Here is a 16,998-nt window from a genome sequence, read left to right as displayed (position 1 = left end):
CCAAGGCTTAAGCCGGGCTATGTCCCTCAATCAGCTGGCTTAAATTCACCGGCATATTGTTTTCAACCGCGGTATAGAGGCTGTCGTAGACGGTGGCGATTTTTTCGAGATAGTGCTCCAGCACCTGCTCGCGATCGCGGTTGCTGATACGCTCATCAACCTTACCGTCGATGGTCAACTCAGCCTGTGCAATCAGTTGCTTATCATCACCGTCTTTCGTTTCAACGTAGTACTCGATGGTGTGGCTGTTAAAGCCGTCCGCCAGCGTGACGTAGATAGTGAAGTGTTCAAAAAGGACGAAGCAGAGATCCTTGTCCGGTGCGCAGCTCATTGCATGATGCAAACGCGCTTTTGACAGGGTGATCCCCTGAACCAGCGAGTTGCAGTAAATACGCCACTGGTCCTGTAGGCGACGATGCCGTTCAGCGATGTAATCGGCTTTTTCGCTTATTTCCCAAATAGTCATGTCAGGTTACCCGTTTAGCAGAGATGAACAGCTTTAAGCACATTTCATGCCAAAATTAAAAACCTTAATTTTCATATAGATAAAAAATCAAAAAGCGGTGACGACATGTCATTTCGTCATCGTCGTCATTGTCACGATAGAAAAAATTCAAGCTGGCATGTTTATTGCTTTTAATACGGCAACTTCATAGGAGGCGGTATGCACGAAATAACCCTCTGCCAACGGGCACTGGAATTGATTGAACAACAGGCCACGCAATACGGTGCACAGCGAGTAACTGGGGTCTGGCTCAAAATTGGCGCATTTTCTTGCGTAGAAACCAGCGCTCTCGCCTTTTGTTTTGATCTGGTATGCCGCGGGACCCTTGCAGAAGGTTGTAAACTCCACCTCGAAGAACAAGAAGCCGAATGTTGGTGCGAATCTTGTCAGCAATACGTCACCTTACTGACGCAACGCGTGCGCAGATGTCCGCAATGCAACAGCGATATGCTGAGAATTGTGGCCGATGACGGCTTACAGATTCGACGTATTGAAATAGATGAAACTCCAGCGCCGGATGCCGACGCCTAAGCGTCATCATCCGGCAACTGAAGTATCGCAAGTAATAAGATCAGGAGTGAGCGATGTGTACGACATGTGGTTGCGCTGAAGGCAACCTTTATATAGAGGGTGATGAGCATAATCCCCACTCGGCGTTTCGCAGCGCGCCATTTGCCCCGGCGGCTCGTCCGGCGCTGAATATTACCGGGGTGAAGACCTCCAGTTTCACACCGAGCCAGACCGAAGAAGGCGATTTGCATTACGGTCACGGTGAAGCAGGCACCCACGCGCCTGGCATGAGTCAGCGCCGGATGCTGGAAGTGGAAATTGACGTGCTGGATAAAAACAACCGTCTGGCCGAGCGCAACCGCGCACGCTTTGCTACCCGTCAACATCTGGTATTAAACCTTGTCTCAAGCCCAGGCTCCGGTAAAACCACGCTGCTGACCGAAACGCTGATGAAGCTCAAAGACAGCGTGCCTTGCGCCGTCATTGAAGGCGACCAGCAGACAGTTAACGATGCCGCCCGTATTCGCGCCACAGGTACGCCCGCCATCCAGGTCAACACCGGTAAAGGTTGCCACCTTGACGCACAAATGATTGCTGACGCCGCGCCACGTTTGCCGCTTGAAGACAACGGCATCCTGTTCATTGAAAACGTCGGGAACCTGGTTTGCCCGGCTAGCTTCGATCTCGGCGAACGCCATAAAGTGGCGGTGCTTTCCGTCACCGAAGGCGAAGACAAGCCGCTGAAATACCCGCATATGTTTGCCGCCGCGTCGCTGATGCTGCTCAACAAAGTAGACCTGTTGCCGTACCTCAATTTTGACGTAGAAAAGTGCATCGCCAGCGCCCGGGAAGTGAACCCGGAAATTGAGATTATCCTGATTTCCGCCACCAGTGGCGAAGGCATGGACCAATGGCTCTCCTGGCTGGAGACGCAGCGATGTGCATAGGTGTTCCGGGTCAAATCCGCACCATTGATGGCAACCAGGCCAAAGTCGACGTTTGCGGTATTCAGCGCGACGTCGACCTGACGCTGGTCGGAAGCTGCGATGAACACGGTCAACCCCGTCTGGGCCAGTGGGTACTGGTCCACGTCGGCTTTGCCATGAGCATCATTAATGAAGCTGAAGCGCGCGACACGCTCGACGCGCTACAAAACATGTTTGACGTTGAGCCGGATGTCGGCGCGTTGTTGTATGGCGAGGAAAAATAATGCGTTTTGTTGACGAATACCGCGCACCAGAACAGGTGATGCAGTTGATAGAGCACCTGTGTGAACGTGCCGCACACCTCCCCTACACTGCTGAACGTCCGCTGCGCATCATGGAAGTGTGTGGTGGTCATACCCACGCTATCTTCAAGTTCGGTCTCGACCAATTGTTGCCCGACAACGTCGAGTTTATTCATGGCCCGGGCTGCCCGGTTTGCGTTCTGCCGATGGGCAGAATCGACAGCTGTGTGGAAATCGCCAGCCATCCGGAAGTGATTTTTTGCACCTTTGGCGATGCGATGCGCGTTCCGGGTAAACAAGGTTCTTTGCTACAAGCCAAAGCGCGCGGCGCGGATATCCGCATCGTCTATTCACCGATGGATGCGCTGAAGCTGGCGCAGGAAAACCCAACGCGTAAGGTTGTGTTCTTTGGCCTGGGTTTTGAAACCACAATGCCAACCACCGCCATCACTCTTCAGCAGGCAAAACAGCGTGACGTGCAGAACTTTTACTTTTTCTGCCAACACATCACGCTTATCCCTACGCTGCGCAGCCTGCTGGAACAGCCGGACAACGGCATCGACGCCTTCTTAGCCCCGGGCCATGTCAGCATGGTGATTGGCACCGATGCCTATAATTTCATTGCTGCAGATTTCCATCGTCCGTTGGTGGTCGCCGGTTTCGAACCGCTCGATCTGTTGCAGGGCGTGGTGATGTTGATTGAACAGAAGATTGCCGCGCATAGCCAGGTTGAAAACCAGTATCGCCGCGTGGTGCCGGACGCCGGTAACCTGCTAGCGCAACAGGCCATCGCCGAAGTGTTCTGCGTCAATGGCGATAGCGAATGGCGAGGTCTGGGCGTCATTGAATCCTCTGGCGTTCACCTGACGCCAGACTATCAGCGCTTTGATGCCGAAGCGCATTTCCAGCCAGCGCCGCAGCAGGTGTATGACGATCCGCGCGCGCGTTGCGGCGAGGTATTGACCGGCAGATGCAAACCGCATCAGTGCCCGCTATTTGGCAAAACCTGTAACCCGGAGACCGCGTTTGGCGCCCTGATGGTCTCCTCAGAAGGCGCATGTGCCGCCTGGTATCAGTATCGTCAGCAGGAGTGTGAAGCATGAACAGCGTACAACTCGCCCACGGTAGCGGCGGTCAGGCTATGCAGCAGTTGATCAACAGTCTGTTTATGGAGGCTTTTGCTAATCCGTGGCTGGCGGAACAAGAAGATCAGGCCCGTCTGGACCTGGCGCAACTGGTTGCAGAAGGCGATCGTCTGGCGTTTTCAACCGACAGCTATGTTATCGATCCGTTGTTCTTCCCGGGTGGCAATATCGGCAAGCTGGCCATCTGCGGTACGGCTAACGACGTGGCGGTCAGCGGCGCGATCCCTCGCTACCTCTCCTGCGGTTTTATCCTCGAAGAGGGTTTGCCGATGGAGACGTTGAAAACCGTCGTCAACAGTATGGCGGCGACCGCGCGTGAAGCGGGCATCGCCATCGTGACCGGCGATACCAAAGTCGTGCAGCGCGGCGCTGCAGACAAGCTGTTCATCAACACGGCCGGAATGGGGGCGATCCCCGCCAACATTCACTGGGGCGCACAGACCCTCGGCCCAGGCGATGTGCTGCTGGTCAGCGGTACGCTTGGCGATCACGGCGCAACTATCCTTAACCTGCGTGAACAGCTGGGTCTTGATGGCGAACTGGTCAGCGACTGCGCGGTATTGACACCGCTTATCCAGACGCTGCGTGATATTCCCGGCGTGAAGGCGCTGCGTGACGCGACCCGTGGCGGCGTAAATGCGGTAACGCATGAATTTGCCGCCTCATGCGGGTTTGGTATTGAGCTGTCTGAAGCGGCCCTGCCCGTGAAGCCCGCGGTGCGTGGCGTTTGCGAACTGCTGGGTCTGGATGCGCTTAACTTTGCTAACGAAGGCAAGCTGGTGATTGCCGTTGAGCGTCAGGCTGCTGAAACGGTGCTTGCCGCGCTGCGCGCACATCCGTTAGGACGCGATGCCGCAATGATTGGTGAAGTGGTAGAACGCAAAGGTGTGCGTCTTGCCGGACTCTACGGCGTGAAACGCACTCTCGATTTACCACACGCCGAACCATTACCTCGTATATGCTAACAGCCGGTTGGCAGCAAGCTGTAGGCCGGGTAAGACGCATTTGCGTCGACATCCGGCCTTAACGCTGCAATATCACCTGATGGCGTTTTGCCGATCGGGTCTACGGTTCGTGTAGCTGGACCAGTCCGGCAATAATTTACGACTTATACCTATAATTCATTTACCGTTTTCGCACCGTTCTGCGGTGCTTTTCCTGGAAAAGCAATATGTCGTATACACCGATGAGTGACCTCGGACAGCAAGGCCTGTTCGATATTACTCGTACATTATTACAGCAGCCCGACCTGCCGTCTCTCAGCGAGGCGCTTTCGCAACTGGTCAAGCGTTCAGCGCTGGCCGACTGCGCGGCTATTGTCTTATGGCAGGCACAAACGCAGCGTGCGCGTTATTTTGCGACGCGCGAAAATGGTAACCCCATCGATTATGAAGACGAAACGGTGCTGGCGCATGGCCCGGTACGCCGTATTTTGTCTCGCCCCGATGCGCTGCACTGCAACTATCACGAGTTTAGCGAAACCTGGCCACAGCTGGCCTCTGGCGGGCTGTATTCTAAATTTGGTCACTACTGCCTGCTACCGCTGGCAGCAGATGGACGAATCTTTGGCGGTTGCGAATTTATCCGTAACGAAGACCAACCGTGGAGTGAAAAAGAGTACAACCGGCTGCAGACCTTCACCCAAATAGTCGGCGTCGTTGCTGAACAAATTCAAAGCCGGGTCAGCAACAATGTCGATTACGATCTCCTGTGCCGTGAGCGTGATAACTTTCGCATCCTGGTCGCCATCACCAATGCTGTGCTCTCCCGCCTGGATATTGATGAGCTGGTCAGCGAAGTCGCTAAAGAGATCCATCACTACTTCGACATTGATGCCATCAGCATCGTGTTACGCAGCGATCGCAAAAACAAGCTCAGCATTTATTCCACTCACTATCTGGATGAACATCATCCGGCACACGAACAAAGTGAAGTGGACGAAGCCGGTACGCTCTCTGAACGGGTCTTCAAAAGCAAAGAGATGCTGCTGATTAACCTGAGCGAACGCGATACCCTGGCCCCTTACGAAAGAATGTTGTTCGAAACTTGGGGCAACCAGCTACAGACTCTGTGCCTGCTGCCGCTGATGTCCGGCAATAATATGCTCGGCGTACTTAAGCTGGCGCAATGTGAAGAGAAAGTATTCACCACCGCCAATCTCAAACTGCTGCGCCAAATCGCAGAACGTGTGGCGATCGCCGTGGATAACGCTCTCGCCTACCAGGAAATCCACCGCCTGAAGGAGCGGCTGGTCGATGAAAACCTGGCGCTGACTGAACAACTCAACAACGTAGAAAGTGAGTTCGGAGAAATCATTGGCCGCAGCGAAGCGATGTACAGCGTACTCAAACAGGTCGAAATGGTGGCGCAAAGCGACAGCACTGTCCTGATTCTTGGTGAAACCGGGACGGGTAAGGAGCTGATTGCACGAGCAATTCACAACCTGAGCGGACGTAACGCCCGTCGGATGGTGAAAATGAACTGCGCGGCAATGCCTGCCGGATTGCTGGAAAGCGATCTGTTTGGCCATGAGCGTGGCGCATTTACCGGGGCCAGCACACAGCGGATTGGACGCTTTGAACTGGCGGACAAAAGTTCGTTATTTCTCGATGAAGTTGGCGACATGCCGCTGGAGCTTCAGCCCAAGCTGCTGCGCGTTCTGCAGGAGCAGGAGTTTGAACGTCTGGGCAGCAATAAACTGATCCAGACCGACGTTCGCTTGATCGCTGCCACTAACCGCGATCTGAAAAAGATGGTCGCCGATCGCGAGTTTCGTAACGATCTCTACTATCGACTGAACGTCTTCCCGATCCATCTGCCGCCGCTGCGCGAGCGCCCGGAAGATATTCCGCTGCTGGTGAAAGCCTTCACCTTCAAAATTGCCCGCCGGATGGGGCGCAATATCGACAGCATTCCCGCCGAAGCCCTGCGTACGCTGAGCAGCATGGAATGGCCGGGTAACGTGCGCGAGCTGGAAAACGTCGTAGAACGCGCGGTTCTGCTTACCCGAGGCAACGTGCTGCAACTGTCCCTGCCGGATGTAATCGCTATGGCGCCGTCTACGCCGCCGGTGGCGACCGAAGTCGCGCAGGATGGCGAAGATGAATACCAGCTGATAATGCGCGTTCTGAAAGAAACCAATGGCGTTGTCGCCGGTCCTAAAGGCGCGGCACAAAGACTGGGGTTGAAACGCACAACGTTACTCTCGCGCATGAAGCGCCTGGGCATTGATAAGGACGCTCTGGTTTAACGGATTATTGCCCGATAGCGCTACGCTTATCGGGCCTACGCCACTGGTGCGTTTGTCTTTGTCGGCCGGATAAGGCGCAGCCGCCATCCGGCATAGAATTGCTAAATCACTTCTTCCGCTGGTATTTCTCGGGTAACTCCGGCACCGGACGTTTGTCATCAATCAGATGACGCACGGTCAGGATCGGATGACGCCAGAGCATTCTGGGTCCAGCCCAACGCATAATTTGCTTCATCTCTTCGCGTTTAGCGGGCTGGTAACAGTGCACCGGACACTGTTTGCAGGCCGGTTTTTCCTCACCAAATACGCATTTATCCAGGCGCTTTTGCGCATAGGCAAACAACGCATCGTAATGCCCCGGTTCATCTGAAGCCTGCGGACACTGGCTCTCATACAGCGAGATCATTCTCTGGATCGTCATTTTCTCACGTGCAATACGTTTGCCGGACATGATGCCTCCACAATTAAGTTGCATAAATAATACACCTTAACTAAGCGCAGGACTATTACCTGGCGGTGATACATTCCTTAGCACCCTACGCAAATAAGAATTATTTTCATTTGTTTATGCCATGTGCTATATAACATAGCAAAGGCTATATTCGATGATAAATTAACCACTTTGTTGTGAGGGATACTATGCCGCATCTGCCCCATCTGAAGTCATTTCTCCTTGCCAGCGTGTTAACGGCGCTTACGCTGTCACCTGCCTGGGCGAAAGAAAAGTTCAAAGTGATAACCACCTTTACGGTGATTGCCGATATGGCAAGCAACGTGGCAGGTGACGCGGCGGACGTCAGTTCCATCACCAAACCCGGGGCAGAAATTCACGAATATCAACCCACACCGGGGGATATTAAACGGGCGCAAGGCGCACAGCTTATTCTCTCCAACGGCCTTAACCTCGAACTATGGTTTGCCCGCTTCTACCAAAATTTGTCCGGCGTACCGGAGGTCATGGTCTCAAATGGCGTGCAGCCAATGGGTATCAGCGAAGGGCCATACAACGGCAAACCGAATCCGCATGCCTGGATGTCAGCGGAGAACGCGCTTATCTACGTGGATAACATTCGCGATGCGCTGATGAAATACGATCCCGACCATGCCGCAACCTACCAGAAAAATGCGGAGAATTATAAAGCGAAAATCCAGCAGACTCTGGCGCCACTGCATGCAGAACTGGCGAAGCTCCCTGCTGATAAACGCTGGCTGGTCACCAGCGAAGGCGCATTCTCTTACCTCGCGCGTGATAACGGCCTGAAAGAACTGTATCTGTGGCCGATCAATGCCGATCAGCAAGGCACGCCCAAGCAGGTACGCAAAGTGATCGATGCGATCAGAAAACATCAAATCCCTACAGTATTTAGCGAAAGCACCGTGTCCGACAAACCTGCGCGTCAGGTCGCCCGCGAGTCTGGCGCGTATTACGGCGGCGTGCTGTATGTCGATTCGCTCAGCGCTGCCGATGGTCCGGTACCGACCTATCTGGATTTACTGCGCGTGACGACAGAAACCATCGTCAGCGGCATCAACGACGGGTTAAGGAGCCAAAAATGAGTCAATCTGCGATTACCGTGAATCAGGTTACGGTGACGTATCGCAACGGCCACACCGCGCTGCGGGATGCCACTTTTCAGGTTCCGGGCGGCTCAATTGCCGCTCTGGTCGGCGTAAACGGTTCGGGAAAATCAACGCTTTTTAAAGCGCTGATGGGTTTTGTCCGGTTGGCGAAAGGGGAAATATCTATTCTGCAACAACCGGTTAATAAGGCGCTCAAACAGAATCTGATCGCCTATGTCCCCCAGTCAGAAGAGGTGGACTGGTCGTTTCCGGTACTGGTGGAAGATGTTGTGATGATGGGCCGCTTTGGCCATATGGGGTGGCTGCGTCGACCAAAACAGATCGACCACGACTGCGTGGATGCGGCGCTGGCGCGGGTAGATATGCTGGACTATCGCCATCGCCAGATAGGTGAACTGTCCGGCGGGCAGAAAAAACGCGTTTTTCTGGCAAGAGCCATCGCACAGGACGGGCAGGTTATTTTACTGGATGAACCCTTCACCGGCGTGGATGTGAAAACCGAGGCCCGGATCATCGATCTGCTGCGTGAACTGCGTGATGAAGGCCGGACTATGCTGGTCTCTACCCATAATCTGGGATCCGTCACCGAATTTTGCGATTACACGGTGATGATTAAGGGCACGGTGCTGGCAAGTGGACCAACCGAAACCACCTTTACCCACGAGAATCTCGAGCTGGCATTCAGCGGCGTTCTGCGTCACGTCGCGCTGAGCGGCGGTGAACAACACGTGATTACCGATGATGAACGTCCGTTTATTTCGCGACGCGCGGCAAGCGAGGGGGAGTAATCATGAACTGGCTGACGGAGCCGTTTGGCTACCAGTACATGCTCAACGCCATGTGGGTTTCGGCGATGGTCGGCGGCCTGTGCGCATTTCTCTCCTGCTATCTGATGCTCAAAGGCTGGTCGCTGATTGGCGATGCGCTGTCGCACTCGATCGTTCCAGGCGTAGCCGGAGCCTATATGTTAGGGCTTCCCTTCGCGCTGGGCGCATTTCTTTCCGGTGGACTGGCGGCGGGCAGCATGCTGTTTCTCAATCAGCGTTCACGCCTGAAGGAAGATGCCATTATCGGGCTGATTTTTTCGTCCTTTTTCGGTATCGGGCTATTTATGGTGTCGCTTAATCCGATGTCGGTGAACATTCAGACCATTATTCTGGGTAACATCCTGGCGATTGCGCCGGAAGATATTCTGCAACTGGCGATCATCGGCGTGGTTTCGCTGACCATTTTGTTTTTGAAGTGGAAAGATCTGATGGTGGTCTTTTTTGATGAAAACCACGCGCGGTCTATCGGTCTGAATCCGGGTCGGCTGAAGCTGTTGTTTTTTACGTTGCTCTCCGTTTCCACGATCGCCGCACTGCAAACCGTCGGCGCCTTTCTGGTGATTTGCCTGGTGGTTACGCCCGGTGCGACGGCCTGGCTGCTGACCGATCGTTTTCCTCGCCTGCTCACCATCGCCGTGGCGCTCGGCAGCCTGACCAGCTTTTTCGGCGCCTGGCTAAGCTACTGGCTGGACGGTGCAACCGGCGGAATTATCGTCGTTCTGCAAACGCTGCTGTTCCTGCTGGCATTTGTCTTCGCACCAAAACACGGTCTGCTGGCAAATCGCCGCCGCGCCCGTCTGGTGAACAAGGAGCAAGTATGATCTTAACAACGCTGCTGGAACCTTTTCAGTTTAGCTTTATGGTTAATGCGCTGGTCATCTCTACCATCGTCGCTGTGCCCTGCGCGCTGTTGTCGGTATTTTTAGTACTCAAAGGCTGGGCGTTGATGGGCGATGCCATGAGTCATGCCGTTTTCCCAGGGATTGTACTGGCGTGGATTGCGGGCATCCCGCTGGCAATTGGCGCGTTTATCGCCGGTCTGTTCTGCGCGGTGGCGACCGGATACCTCGACGATAACAGCCGCATTAAGCGCGACACCATCATGGGTATTGTTTTCTCCGGGATGTTTGGTGCGGGTCTGGTGCTGTACGTCTCTATCCAGTCAGAAGTCCATCTCGATCATATTCTGTTCGGCGACATGCTGGGCGTATCGTTAAGCGATATTATGCAAACCGCGGTTATTACTCTGGGGATCGCGCTTATCATCGGACTTAAATGGAAAGATTTGCTACTGCATGCGTTCGACCCACATCAGGCAAAGGCCAGTGGGCTTAACACCGCGCTGCTACATTACGGCCTGTTGTGCATGATCGCCCTGACGATTGTCGCCACGCTAAAATCGGTAGGGATTATTTTGTCAATTTCATTACTGATTGCACCTGGCGCCATCGCGATTTTAATGACGAGGAAATTTTCCCACGCCTTATGGCTGGCGGTGGCGATGTCGGTCATTACGTCATTTATGGGCGTGTACCTGTCATTTTTCATCGACAGCGCACCGGCTCCCACCATAGTCGTACTATTTTCTCTGCTGTTTGTGATTACCTTTATTTATGCAACCCTGCGCGATCGGCGTTTAGAGAATCAGCTTCAGCTACAGGATCCGTAAATTATTGGTCAGCTAATGTTCTTGATATTAATATAGCCTCCGCCAGGAGGTTATATTATCGGCAGATTACAGCATCGTGATGATACGTTTAAATAAACGGATTATAGATTACTCTAACGTGAACAACGGTTGTGGCTTGCCAATGTGGTATCCCTGTAACCACCCGACATTCATGTGTTCCAGGTGCATCTGGATTTCGGCACTTTCAACAAACTCGGCGACAACCTGCATACCTTTCATTGCCGCAACCCGGCAGAAAGATTCGATGATATAGCGACTAACCTCACATTTTATAATCCCACGAACGAAAGACCCATCAATCTTCAAAATATCTGCTTCAATGTTCATCAGGCGTTCATAGCTTGCAAACCCGGCACCGAAGTCATCAATCGCGATCCGACATCCCAATTGACGTAGTAAGCGTAGTGTATCTGCCGTGTGTTCTTTATCTGACAGGGTATCAGCCTCGGTTATCTCAAAAATAATCCGTTGCGGTATCACCACATATTCCTGCAACAACGCAGTTATCTTTGCAACGATACCTGAACGACATAGCGTCACTGGCGCCAGGTTAATGGAAAAACAACTCAGCGGATGGTAGCGCATGTACTTCAGGGTGTTCTCAATAACCCAAAGATCGATATCGGGTGCTAACCCTGTGTCGCGTGCAACCGACAGAAAATGGTCAGGGGAAAGAAATTCCCCGTGCTCATTGAGCATGCGGATCAATATCTCATGATAGGATTCATCACCACGAGTACTGACGATAGGCTGGGCCAGCAGGACAAAGGTATTGTGATCCAACGCGTTTTGCAGTGCAGCGCGAACATCCGTTGTATCGGTAGTAGGGTTGCCAAACAGTCGGCTATGCTGTGCCTCAAGGTTTTCCGGCCTGCCGTTGGTCATTGGCGATATGACTTTTGTTATTATTGGAGGGAACATCATATTCATATCAAATTAATAAATAAATACTAATTTATAGATAAAAATGGACATTCCGCGTAGCTGGCATCAGCGGTGAAGAAAAAGACAAAAACCAACATACTGATAATCAACAAAAATCACAAACCCAGTTTTTTCATTATCATTCCAGCTGAGTGCAAAAAAACACGTCAGATGCTTTTAATGTTAACTTTAACATACAAAAAAAGAGAGTTTCCCTCGCTTCATAATTATTTTTCCGTCACTCACTAACTCCTGCAATACTTTGTGGATAGCACTGCGTGAGATATGATTTCGAGCGAGAATGAATGTATACACAGATGTGTTTTCACGCATCTCAGGCTCCATCGACCAAATATATTTCAGGTGTTCAATAATCAATTCACGGATAGTGCGATGCGATTGCAATTTTTCTCGTTGAAAATAGCGTTGCAGATGTAGCGTTAAAATATCAAATGCATGTTTCCAAAGATTCTTTGCAGTGAACAAAAGTTCGGCATTGGGTGCACTCATTGCCCACATTTCACAATCGGTATCACAACGTAAATAGTGTCCGGCAACTTCCGTACGCATTTGTGGCAAGCCGAGGATGGCCGGTGCAGATATACTTACCATCACTAAATCATTTTCCACACGATGAACAGAGACGGCCCCTTTCTCCAGAAACAAGATATTTCCATCACTCTTCAGATCAATACGCTGGCGTTTTTTGCGTAAGGACAGCCAGGCATTATCTGACTTTTTCATTTCATCACCAACAAGCACTACAGCATTTTCAATATCTTTCTGGAACATGGGACTCTCTACCGCAAATTATGGCTTTGTCAAAACGAGGGTGGATTTTTACTCAACACGAAAAATAAATGTCAGCTCACCAACAAGCTGACATTTATTCCCATCTACATCTACCACCGGCATTCCCTGGTGCCGTTGACGCGTTCAGACTCATGCTGTTTTCGCGTGGTGGCGCCAGGCAGTATATGACGCTGTCCATAAAGAATTAATGGCAATCATCTTTGTCGTTGTTATTTCATCTTTCTGTTCTTTGCAACGTAGCCAAAAAGACACAATGCATTGATTTATATATGGTTTATTTTCATTAAAAAGTTATCCTTGTTGTTATATTATGATACGAAATTGAAACACTTCGCGGTTCTCGCTGCAGGGTCGGGTCCATACTGGTGGTCTTTATGGGCTAAGTGGTATCATGACTCGCCAACCGCCTGGCGCACCAGCAAGAGTAGAAACATCATGTCTGAGACTGGCAATGTCAGTTATCTGATTGAAAAAATAATAATATTTACGCCAGCTACACAATCGCTGGCGCGGATAGATCAACCCAATCAGCGGATAAAACTCAAACACTCGGCGTCATTATGTCTTTTATTACTTATTCAACATCGTGGGCAAGTGGTTTCCCAAAACGAACTACTGGAATTCGGCTGGGGTAAAAATCACCGCCAGGTGAGCTTCAACGCCTTTTATCAAAGCATTCTCTCTTTGCGCAAAAGTTTGCTGCAGCTGGAACTGGAGCAACCGCTTATCACCACGATCCCCCGCAAAGGGCTGATCATCCAGGAAGAGTTCAATATTCAGGTGATTGAAACTCCGGAGGAGAGCGTATCTTTTACAGCAGAACCCTTAGTGCCGGATGTCGCCATCGAAGAACTGTCAGATGACACAGCGCGCCAACCTTTGATAACCACTGCTGAAATGGTAATACTTGCTATTACCCTGATAATTTGTGTGCTTATAATGTATCCGTGGCAAACCAGTGATAACTATTTCTCCGGCTATATCACCGCAGACAACGCCCCCACTGACTGTCAGTACTATTTTAATAATGATGCCAGTAACTTCTCCCGACATACGGCATTTATCAACAAAAATCCTGGGCTGTGTCAGAGCCATAAATTTATCTATATCACCACCTACCCTGAATCCAAAAAATTATCCGTGCTTGTATGTCGCTCACCGATGAAAAACAGGCAGGAAAACGCCTGTCAGTCGGTTTATTACCCACGGTATGATAGCTAATGAATTTTTATTCCCGAACGCCCCGCATCCAGACAGGTATTATCCTGTTGCTTTGTTTTGCTGCGCTAATTGTTACCGCCGTCTACCGGTACAGTAAAAACAATGGTCAGTTACATAATCTGACCTGTCGGTCTGCCATCGAGATTGTACGCAATACAAGCTCATTCCGAGGGATCATTGATATCAAAACCGGCGGCAGCAAAGGTATTGTGAATATTGATGGCATTATCAAAGATGCCGAAAATAATGAGCAGACCGTGCAACGCATGGTACTTTTTACGCAATCCAGCTACGGCTCAAGCCCGGTTTGGATTTCGCAGAAAATCCAAATCTCCAATCGCGAAACAGCACCCGCCAGTCTCATTCAGGAACTCCTCCCCGACTTCTTCCTGACCAACACCAGCGTATCCAACGTCGATTTTTTTGCGCTGAATAGAGAGACGTATTTGATTACCAAAGAGGGGATCCCCTATCTGTACTGCCAGAATTATGCGTTGCCGGAAAATGAATAATCAATAAGCGTTCTGGCGGTAAAACCTACGGATGAATCTCAGTCGTTGTCGGTGATAAGATAGGCCATTCTGACCGAGCCAAAGCTCGTCGTTACTGCCCTTCAGACGGCTTTCGAATGACAAATTTGTGGGTTTATGTGAGTTTCCAGGGGCTCGCATGAGACGACCCAGGTACCCAAAAGATTAAAAAGAGCAAAAACGATATGAAAGAGTCACTTGATACGGACTTCACGAACCACACGCCGATGATGCAGCAGTATCTCAAGCTGAAGGCTCAGCACCCGGAAATACTGCTGTTTTACCGCATGGGCGACTTTTACGAACTGTTTTATGACGATGCGAAACGCGCGTCTCAGTTGCTTGATATCTCCCTGACCAAACGCGGCGCATCTGCGGGCGAGCCAATCCCGATGGCAGGCATTCCTCATCATGCGGTAGAAAACTACCTCGCCAAGCTGGTCAATCAGGGTGAGTCCGTTGCTATTTGTGAACAGATTGGCGATCCGGCGACCAGCAAAGGCCCGGTTGAGCGCAAAGTGGTACGTATTGTCACACCAGGCACCATCAGTGATGAAGCGTTGTTGCAGGAACGCCAGGACAACCTGCTGGCCGCCATCTGGCAAGACAGTAAAGGGTACGGCTACGCTACGCTGGATATCAGCTCCGGGCGTTTTCGTGTCAGTGAACCCGCTGACCGCGAAACCATGGCCGCGGAATTGCAGCGCACCAACCCCGCTGAATTGCTGTATGCCGAGGATTTTGCCGAAACCTCGCTGATAGAGGGACGTCGCGGCCTGCGTCGTCGTCCGCTGTGGGAATTTGAAATTGATACCGCCCGTCAGCAGTTAAATCTGCAGTTCGGCACGCGGGATCTGATTGGCTTTGGCGTGGAAAACGCCCCACGCGGGTTATGCGCTGCCGGCTGTCTGCTGCAATACGTAAAAGATACCCAACGCACCTCGCTGCCGCATATTCGTTCCATCACCATGGAGCGTCAGCAGGACAGCATCATCATGGACGCCGCTACACGCCGCAATCTGGAAATCACCCAGAGCCTGGCGGGCGGGGTGGAAAACACGCTGGCTGCAGTACTCGACTGCACCGTGACACCGATGGGTAGCCGTATGCTCAAGCGCTGGCTGCATATGCCAGTCCGCGACACCAAAATCCTCACCGAGCGCCAACAGACCATCGGCGCGCTGCAGGATACCACCAGCGAATTACAACCCGTGCTGCGTCAGGTAGGCGATCTGGAACGTATTCTGGCGCGTCTGGCCCTGCGTACTGCGCGCCCGCGCGATCTGGCCCGTATGCGTCATGCCTTCCAGCAATTACCCGAACTGCGCGCGCAACTGGAAAACGTAGACAGTGCCCCCGTGCAGATGCTGCGCGAGAAAATGGGTGAGTTTACTGAGCTGCGTGAACTGTTGGAACGTGCCGTCGTGGAAGCTCCGCCGGTGCTCGTACGTGACGGCGGCGTCATTGCCCCAGGCTACAATGAAGAGCTTGATGAGTGGCGAGCGCTGGCTGATGGCGCCACGGACTACCTCGACAGACTGGAAATCCGCGAACGCGAACGCACCGGTCTGGACACGCTGAAAGTAGGATTTAACGCCGTGCACGGCTACTACATTCAGATCAGCCGTGGGCAAAGTCATCTGGCGCCAATTAACTACGTACGCCGCCAGACATTGAAAAACGCCGAACGCTACATTATTCCGGAACTGAAAGAGTACGAAGACAAAGTTCTGACCTCAAAAGGCAAAGCGCTGGCGCTGGAAAAACAGCTGTATGACGAACTGTTCGACATGCTGCTGCCACACCTGGCTGATTTGCAACAGAGCGCCAGCGCGCTGGCGGAGTTGGACGTGCTGGTCAACCTCGCGGAGCGTGCTTATACCCTGAATTACACCTGTCCGATCTTCACCGATAAACCCGGCATTCGTATTACCGAGGGACGTCATCCGGTGGTTGAACAGGTACTGACCGAGCCGTTTATCGCCAACCCGCTTAACCTCTCGCCTCAGCGACGAATGCTGATCATCACCGGCCCAAACATGGGGGGTAAAAGTACCTATATGCGCCAGACTGCGTTGATTGCGCTACTGGCCTATATCGGCAGCTACGTTCCGGCACAGAAAGTCGAGATCGGGCCTATCGATCGTATCTTTACCCGCGTTGGCGCGGCGGATGATCTGGCATCAGGTCGTTCCACCTTCATGGTAGAAATGACCGAAACCGCCAACATTCTGCATAACGCCACCGAGAACAGTCTGGTGCTGATGGATGAGATTGGACGCGGCACCTCCACCTACGACGGCCTGTCGCTGGCATGGGCATGCGCAGAAAATCTGGCGAATAAAATCAAAGCATTAACTTTATTTGCGACCCACTACTTCGAACTGACGCAGTTACCGGAGAAGATGGAGGGCGTCGCTAATGTGCATCTGGATGCGTTAGAGCACGGCGATACCATCGCCTTCATGCACAGCGTGCAGGATGGCGCGGCGAGCAAGAGCTATGGTCTGGCAGTCGCTGCCCTGGCTGGCGTACCGAAAGAGGTGATCAAACGCGCGCGGCAAAAACTGCGCGAACTGGAAAGCATCGCGCCAAATGTTGCCGCAACCCAGGTCGACGGCACGCAGATGTCGCTGCTGTCAGTACCGGAAGAAACGTCACCCGCCGTTGATGCGCTGGAAAACCTCGACCCGGATTCGCTAACGCCTCGCCAGGCGCTGGAGTGGATCTACCGGTTGAAAAGTCTGGTGTAGTAAAAAGAGCCCGATAGCGTT

At 52.2% G+C, this 16,998-nt stretch carries 17 protein-coding genes; 13 read left to right on the top strand and 4 right to left on the bottom strand.

Translation table 11 applies throughout. From position 1 onward, the window contains the following. Positions 1-7 precede the first annotated feature (7 nt). The gene (gene hycA, locus HV352_RS04905) at positions 8-466 is read right to left on the bottom strand and encodes a formate hydrogenlyase regulator HycA (RefSeq protein ID WP_016154190.1); all 459 of its coding nucleotides are present in this window, start codon (positions 464-466) and stop codon (positions 8-10) included. Positions 467-664: 198 nt separating this feature from the next. Between hycA and hypA the strand changes: the two genes are divergently transcribed. The 6 genes from hypA (at position 665) to flhA (ending at position 6,638) form a co-directional block, all read left to right on the top strand. Then, on the top strand, positions 665-1,036 hold the full coding sequence (hypA, locus tag HV352_RS04900) for a hydrogenase maturation nickel metallochaperone HypA (RefSeq protein WP_016154191.1): 372 nt from the start codon (positions 665-667) through the stop codon (positions 1,034-1,036). Positions 1,037-1,089: 53 nt separating this feature from the next. Beyond that, positions 1,090-1,962 carry a hydrogenase nickel incorporation protein HypB gene (gene hypB, locus HV352_RS04895; protein ID WP_053389520.1) on the top strand — a complete coding sequence of 291 codons (873 nt, stop codon included), beginning with the start codon at positions 1,090-1,092 and terminating at the stop codon, positions 1,960-1,962. Further along, a complete protein-coding gene (gene hypC / locus HV352_RS04890; RefSeq protein ID WP_003037411.1) occupies positions 1,953-2,225 on the top strand; it encodes a hydrogenase 3 maturation protein HypC in 273 nt (90 codons plus the stop codon). The genes hypB and hypC overlap by 10 nt, the downstream gene beginning before the upstream one ends. Beyond that, positions 2,225-3,346, top strand: coding sequence for a hydrogenase formation protein HypD (hypD, locus tag HV352_RS04885; protein ID WP_016154193.1), 1,122 nt, complete (start codon positions 2,225-2,227; stop codon positions 3,344-3,346). The genes hypC and hypD overlap by 1 nt, the downstream gene beginning before the upstream one ends. Beyond that, positions 3,343-4,353, top strand: a complete 1,011-nt coding sequence (hypE, locus tag HV352_RS04880; protein ID WP_016157324.1) for a hydrogenase maturation carbamoyl dehydratase HypE — start codon at positions 3,343-3,345, stop codon at positions 4,351-4,353. Before hypD ends, hypE begins: the two co-directional genes overlap by 4 nt. A 206-nt stretch (positions 4,354-4,559) precedes the next feature. Beyond that, entirely contained in the window at positions 4,560-6,638 is a 2,079-nt protein-coding gene (gene flhA, locus HV352_RS04875; RefSeq protein ID WP_137352612.1) for a formate hydrogenlyase transcriptional activator FlhA, read from the top strand. 106 nt (positions 6,639-6,744) lie between these two features. On the opposite strand, the gene HV352_RS04870 is transcribed toward flhA, so the two are convergent. Next, positions 6,745-7,089, bottom strand: coding sequence for a nitrous oxide-stimulated promoter family protein (locus HV352_RS04870; RefSeq protein ID WP_003825888.1), 345 nt, complete (start codon positions 7,087-7,089; stop codon positions 6,745-6,747). A gap of 188 nt (positions 7,090-7,277) precedes the next feature. Between HV352_RS04870 and HV352_RS04865 the strand changes: the two genes are divergently transcribed. From HV352_RS04865 to sitD, 4 genes are read left to right on the top strand one after another with little or no spacing between them, the layout of a single operon-like run. Then, entirely contained in the window at positions 7,278-8,195 is a 918-nt protein-coding gene (locus HV352_RS04865; RefSeq protein WP_019077550.1) for a metal ABC transporter substrate-binding protein, read from the top strand. Further along, positions 8,192-9,007 carry an iron/manganese ABC transporter ATP-binding protein SitB gene (sitB, locus tag HV352_RS04860; protein WP_019077551.1) on the top strand — a complete coding sequence of 272 codons (816 nt, stop codon included), beginning with the start codon at positions 8,192-8,194 and terminating at the stop codon, positions 9,005-9,007. The genes HV352_RS04865 and sitB overlap by 4 nt, the downstream gene beginning before the upstream one ends. Before the next feature lie 2 nt (positions 9,008-9,009). Beyond that, a complete protein-coding gene (gene sitC / locus HV352_RS04855; RefSeq protein ID WP_016154199.1) occupies positions 9,010-9,867 on the top strand; it encodes an iron/manganese ABC transporter permease subunit SitC in 858 nt (285 codons plus the stop codon). Further along, the gene (gene sitD, locus HV352_RS04850) at positions 9,864-10,715 is read left to right on the top strand and encodes an iron/manganese ABC transporter permease subunit SitD (protein ID WP_016154200.1); all 852 of its coding nucleotides are present in this window, start codon (positions 9,864-9,866) and stop codon (positions 10,713-10,715) included. Before sitC ends, sitD begins: the two co-directional genes overlap by 4 nt. Before the next feature lie 108 nt (positions 10,716-10,823). On the opposite strand, the gene HV352_RS04845 is transcribed toward sitD, so the two are convergent. Together HV352_RS04845 and HV352_RS04840 are read right to left on the bottom strand one after the other, a co-directional pair. Continuing rightward, positions 10,824-11,621 carry an EAL domain-containing protein gene (locus HV352_RS04845; protein ID WP_019077553.1) on the bottom strand — a complete coding sequence of 266 codons (798 nt, stop codon included), beginning with the start codon at positions 11,619-11,621 and terminating at the stop codon, positions 10,824-10,826. 228 nt (positions 11,622-11,849) lie between these two features. Next, positions 11,850-12,452: a helix-turn-helix domain-containing protein gene (locus tag HV352_RS04840; protein WP_016154202.1), complete on the bottom strand. Its 603-nt coding sequence runs from the start codon at positions 12,450-12,452 to the stop codon at positions 11,850-11,852. 342 nt (positions 12,453-12,794) lie between these two features. On the opposite strand from HV352_RS04840, the gene HV352_RS04835 reads away from it, so the two are divergent. From HV352_RS04835 to mutS, 3 genes are all read left to right on the top strand, one after another. Next, entirely contained in the window at positions 12,795-13,694 is a 900-nt protein-coding gene (locus HV352_RS04835; protein ID WP_231040538.1) for a winged helix-turn-helix domain-containing protein, read from the top strand. Then, positions 13,694-14,206, top strand: coding sequence for a hypothetical protein (locus HV352_RS04830; RefSeq protein ID WP_016154204.1), 513 nt, complete (start codon positions 13,694-13,696; stop codon positions 14,204-14,206). The genes HV352_RS04835 and HV352_RS04830 overlap by 1 nt, the downstream gene beginning before the upstream one ends. Before the next feature lie 203 nt (positions 14,207-14,409). After that, positions 14,410-16,977 carry a DNA mismatch repair protein MutS gene (mutS, locus tag HV352_RS04820; protein WP_181635239.1) on the top strand — a complete coding sequence of 856 codons (2,568 nt, stop codon included), beginning with the start codon at positions 14,410-14,412 and terminating at the stop codon, positions 16,975-16,977. Positions 16,978-16,998 lie beyond the last annotated feature (21 nt).

This window comes from Citrobacter sp. RHBSTW-01044, from assembly GCF_013781945.1.
GTDB classification, from domain to species: domain Bacteria; phylum Pseudomonadota; class Gammaproteobacteria; order Enterobacterales; family Enterobacteriaceae; genus Citrobacter; species Citrobacter braakii.
This window is presented reverse-complemented; position numbering and strand designations above follow the sequence as displayed.

Bases quoted from the DNA above. Each gene is read 5' to 3' on its own strand.
- hycA (WP_016154190.1), bottom strand. From the start codon at position 466: ATGACTATTTGGGAAATAAGCGAAAAAGCCGATTACATCGCTGAACGG.
- hypA (WP_016154191.1), top strand. From the start codon at position 665: ATGCACGAAATAACCCTCTGCCAACGGGCACTGGAATTGATTGAACAA.
- hypB (WP_053389520.1), top strand. From the start codon at position 1,090: ATGTGTACGACATGTGGTTGCGCTGAAGGCAACCTTTATATAGAGGGT.
- hypC (WP_003037411.1), top strand. From the start codon at position 1,953: ATGTGCATAGGTGTTCCGGGTCAAATCCGCACCATTGATGGCAACCAG.
- hypD (WP_016154193.1), top strand. From the start codon at position 2,225: ATGCGTTTTGTTGACGAATACCGCGCACCAGAACAGGTGATGCAGTTG.
- hypE (WP_016157324.1), top strand. From the start codon at position 3,343: ATGAACAGCGTACAACTCGCCCACGGTAGCGGCGGTCAGGCTATGCAG.
- flhA (WP_137352612.1), top strand. From the start codon at position 4,560: ATGTCGTATACACCGATGAGTGACCTCGGACAGCAAGGCCTGTTCGAT.
- HV352_RS04870 (WP_003825888.1), bottom strand. From the start codon at position 7,089: ATGTCCGGCAAACGTATTGCACGTGAGAAAATGACGATCCAGAGAATG.
- HV352_RS04865 (WP_019077550.1), top strand. From the start codon at position 7,278: ATGCCGCATCTGCCCCATCTGAAGTCATTTCTCCTTGCCAGCGTGTTA.
- sitB (WP_019077551.1), top strand. From the start codon at position 8,192: ATGAGTCAATCTGCGATTACCGTGAATCAGGTTACGGTGACGTATCGC.
- sitC (WP_016154199.1), top strand. From the start codon at position 9,010: ATGAACTGGCTGACGGAGCCGTTTGGCTACCAGTACATGCTCAACGCC.
- sitD (WP_016154200.1), top strand. From the start codon at position 9,864: ATGATCTTAACAACGCTGCTGGAACCTTTTCAGTTTAGCTTTATGGTT.
- HV352_RS04845 (WP_019077553.1), bottom strand. From the start codon at position 11,621: ATGACCAACGGCAGGCCGGAAAACCTTGAGGCACAGCATAGCCGACTG.
- HV352_RS04840 (WP_016154202.1), bottom strand. From the start codon at position 12,452: ATGTTCCAGAAAGATATTGAAAATGCTGTAGTGCTTGTTGGTGATGAA.
- HV352_RS04830 (WP_016154204.1), top strand. From the start codon at position 13,694: ATGAATTTTTATTCCCGAACGCCCCGCATCCAGACAGGTATTATCCTG.
- mutS (WP_181635239.1), top strand. From the start codon at position 14,410: ATGAAAGAGTCACTTGATACGGACTTCACGAACCACACGCCGATGATG.